The organism is Microcella sp. (assembly GCF_030645145.1).
Taxonomy (GTDB): domain Bacteria; phylum Actinomycetota; class Actinomycetes; order Actinomycetales; family Microbacteriaceae; genus Microcella.
Genome location: NZ_JAUSMI010000176.1, coordinates 1 through 3727, shown reverse-complemented (window position 1 = coordinate 3727; position 3727 = coordinate 1). Strand labels below are relative to the sequence as shown.

Genomic DNA, 3727 nt, shown 5'->3' with positions numbered 1-3727 from the left:
TCTTCTTGTTGACGAACTCGTCGATGCCGAGCGTGCCGAGCTCGCGGCCGGAGCCCGAGTTCTTGATGCCGCCGAAGGGCAGCTCGGGGCTGTCAGCGAGCACGCAGTTGACGTAGACCATGCCCGCGTCGATCTGGTCGGCGACGCGCGCGGCCTGCTCGGTGTCGGTCGTGAACAGGTACGAGCCGAGGCCGAACGGCGTGTCGTTGGCGAGCTGGATCGCCTCCTCCTCGTTCGCGACCTTGAACACCTGCGCCACGGGGCCGAAGAACTCCTCGTAGTAGGCCGGGTTGCCGGGCTTCACGTTCGCGAGCACGGTCGCCGAGAAGAAGGTGCCCTCGCGCGTGCCGCCCGTGAGGACCTGCGCACCGCCCTCGACGGCCTTCCTGACCTGGCCCTCGAGGTTCTCAGCCGCCGCGGCCGACGAGAGCGGGCCGTAGGCCGCCTCGCCCGCCATGGGGTCGCCGGGGCCGACCTCGTCCATCTTCGCGACGAACTTCTCGAGGAACGCGTCGTAGAGGTCCTCGACGACGATGAAGCGCTTCGCGCCGTTGCACGACTGGCCGCTGTTGTCGACGCGCGCGTTGACGGCCATCTCGACCGTCGCATCCAGGTCGTCGGTCGACAGCAGGATGAAGGGGTCGCTGCCGCCGAGCTCGAGCACGACCTTCTTGAGGTGGCGGCCGGCCTGCTCGGCGACGGCCGCACCGGCGCGCTCCGAGCCGGTGAGCGAGACGCCCGCGACGCGCGGGTCGGCGATGATCGTGCCGATCTGGTCGTTCGTCGCGTAGACGTTGACGTAGGCGCCCTCGGGGAATCCGGCATCGAGGAAGATCCGCTGGATGGCCTCGGCCGACGCGGGGCACTGCGCGGCGTGCTTGAGGATGACCGCGTTCCCGAGCACGAGGTTCGGGCCGGCGAAGCGGGCCACCTGGTAGTAGGGGAAGTTCCACGGCATGATGCCGAGCAGCACGCCGAGCGCGCTCTTGCGGATGAACGCCGAGCCCTCGCTGCCCTCGGCGAGGTCGACGGGCTCGTCGGCGAGCAGCGACGGGCCGTGGTCGGCGTAGTACTGGTAGATGTCGGCCGAGAAGTCGACCTCGCCGAGGGCGTCGCCGATCGGCTTGCCCATCTCGCGCACGATGATCTCGGCGAGCTCCTGGCGGCGCTCGCGGTGCAGCTCGGCGACGCGCGTGATGAGGGCGGCGCGCTCCTCGCGGGTGCTGGTCCTGGCCCAGCCGCGGGCCGCAGTGTGCGCGGACTCGATGGCGGCGGAGATCTCGGAGTCGGTCGCGGTCGCGTACTCCTTGACGGTCTCACCCGTGGCCGGGTTGATCACTGCGTACTTGCTCATGAGGCTCCTTGGGAATCGCGGTGCACGCATCCGCCCGGGTGAGGTCGGCAGCGTTGCACACCTCCCCCCACCCTACGAGTCGGCGGGCTGCGCGCGGCACTCCCCCTCGGCGGATTCTTGGGGTCGCCTCGCCGCCGTGTACAGGGCGCGGATGCCCGGCGCGGGCGGCGCTACGCCTGCACCCGCGCCGGCACGACGCGCGGGTGCGACCCGGCCATCGTCTCGAGCACGCGGATGACCTGCGAGGAGTAGCCGAACTCGTTGTCGTACCAGACGTAAACGATGACCGAATCGCCCGTGCAGATGGTCGCGAGCCCGTCGACGATGCCCGCGCGGTGCGACCCGATGAAGTCGCTCGAGACGATCTCGGGGCTCTCGATGTAGTCGATCTGCTGCCGGAGGTCGGAGTGCAGCGACATCTGCCGGATGTGCTCGTTGACCTCCTCGCGCGTCGTCGGCCGCTCGAGCTGCAGGTTGAGGATCGCCATCGACACGTCGGGCGTCGGCACGCGGATGGCGTTGCCGGTGAGCTTCCCCGCGAGTTCCGGTAGCGCCTTCGCGACGGCCTTCGCGGCACCGGTCTCGGTGATGACCATGTTGAGCGCCGCCGAGCGGCCGCGACGGTCGCCCTTGTGGAAGTTGTCGATCAGGTTCTGGTCGTTCGTGTACGAGTGCACGGTCTCGACGTGGCCGTGGCGGATCCCCCACGCGTCCTCGATGACCTTGAGCACGGGCGTCACGGCGTTCGTCGTGCACGATGCGGCGGTGACGATGCGGTCGTCGGGCGAGATCGTCTCGTGGTTGATGCCGTGCACGATGTTCTTGAGCGCCCCCTTGCCGGGCGCGGTCAGCAGTACCTTCGCGACCCCCGTCGCCTGGAGGTGCTGTGCGAGCCCCTCCTCGTCGCGCCAGCGGCCGGTGTTGTCGACGACGATCGCGTCGTGGATGCCGTACGCGGTGTAGTCGACGCTCGACGGCGAGTCCGAGTAGATGACCTGGATGAGCGTGCCGTTGGCGAGGATCGTCTCGTTCTCGACGTCGACCGAGATCGTGCCCTCGAACGGCCCGTGCACCGAGTCGCGCCGCAGCAGGCTGGCGCGCTTGACGAGGTCGTTCTCGCCGCCGCGGCGCACGACGATCGCGCGCAGGCGCAGCCCTCCCCGGTTCCCGGCGTGCGCGATGAGGATGCGCGCGAGCAGCCGCCCGATGCGACCGAACCCGTACAGCACGACGTCGGTGCCCGCCTGCTCGCCGCCCTCGGCCGCGTCGGCGCACACGAGATCGAGCTCGTCGCGGACGTACTCGACCAGCGAGCGCCCCGCACCGGCCTCGGCGTGCCCGGAGATGAGTCGCGCGATGTCGAGCGACGCGGGCCGGGGACCGATCTCGAGCAGCGCCTCGAGCACGCGCTCGGTGTCGTCGAGAGCGAGCGGCGCGCCCGTGACGTGCTCGGCGTACTTGTGGGCCTTGAGGACGCCGATCGCCGATTGGTTGATGAGCCGACGGCCGTGGATGCCCGTCACGACCCCGTGCTCCCGATACAGCCGCCCGATCAGCGGGATCAGCTGCTCGGCGAGGGCCTCTCGGGCCTTCCAGGCTTCGCGGTGGGCGGCGACGGCGTCGGTCATGACGGTTCACTCCTTGCGGCGGGCGCGGGTCATCGCGCCGCTCGCGGCTCGTTCAGGGGGTCGAGCCGATCGTAGCGATGACCGGATGCCGGCACGCGAGGATCGGGGCGGGCATCCGTCGCAAGAATCGGCATTCTTGCCGCGCGCGAAAGTCGCGCACGGCACGGCGCCGGCGCTACGGACCGAGCGCGACGGCGAGGACGATCGCGAGGTCGGCGAGGACCATGAGCCAGAACAGCGCGGCGAGGGTCACGAGCCGCGGCCGTCGGTCTCGGACGGCGTAGCGCACGATGATCATGACGAGCAGGATGACCGCGGTCGCGAGAGCGCCCGCGAGGGCGAGCGGCGCGTCGAGCCGCCACCACAGGGCGAGGAGCATGGCTCCGACGAGCAGCGCGGAGACGGAGGCGGCGGCGATCCAGACCGTGCCCTCGGAGGTCGTGAGCGAGCCCTGGTTGCGCACGAGGGTGGGGTCGACCTCCCAGGGGTCGGGATCATCTCGGCGGGGCTCGGTCATGGCGTCACGCTACTTGCGGGGCGGGGCCTCCGCGCCCCGGTCATCGAGGGCCGCGAGCACCTCGGAGTCGTCGACCTGGCCGAAGCGGGCGTAGAACTGGCCGACCGCGAAGAAGGCCCCGGAGCGCTCAGGGCACACGACCTCGTCGGCTTCCGGCACGAGGGAGTCGACGCCGGCGGGCGCGCACGGCACGGCGAGCACGACGAGCTCGGCACCGCGGGCGCGGGC

General features: G+C 70.7%; 3 protein-coding genes and 1 pseudogene. All 4 read right to left on the bottom strand.

From position 1 onward, the window contains the following. Window positions 1–1354 (bottom strand): NAD-dependent succinate-semialdehyde dehydrogenase (locus Q7T15_RS12310; RefSeq protein ID WP_304696554.1); only part of this gene is annotated, 1354 nt, incomplete at its 3' end. Window positions 1355–1524: 170 nt separating this feature from the next. Continuing rightward, entirely contained in the window at window positions 1525–2982 is a 1458-nt protein-coding gene (locus Q7T15_RS12305; RefSeq protein WP_304696553.1) for a glyceraldehyde-3-phosphate dehydrogenase, read from the bottom strand. 175 nt (window positions 2983–3157) lie between these two features. Further along, entirely contained in the window at window positions 3158–3499 is a 342-nt protein-coding gene (locus Q7T15_RS12300) for a hypothetical protein (RefSeq protein WP_304696552.1), read from the bottom strand. Window positions 3500–3508: 9 nt separating this feature from the next. Beyond that, window positions 3509–3727 (bottom strand): annotated as a pseudogene (locus Q7T15_RS12295) (phosphoribosyltransferase); the annotation flags it as partial.

Bases quoted from the DNA above. Each gene is read 5' to 3' on its own strand.
- Q7T15_RS12305 (WP_304696553.1), bottom strand. From the start codon at position 2,982: ATGACCGACGCCGTCGCCGCCCACCGCGAAGCCTGGAAGGCCCGAGAG.
- Q7T15_RS12300 (WP_304696552.1), bottom strand. From the start codon at position 3,499: ATGACCGAGCCCCGCCGAGATGATCCCGACCCCTGGGAGGTCGACCCC.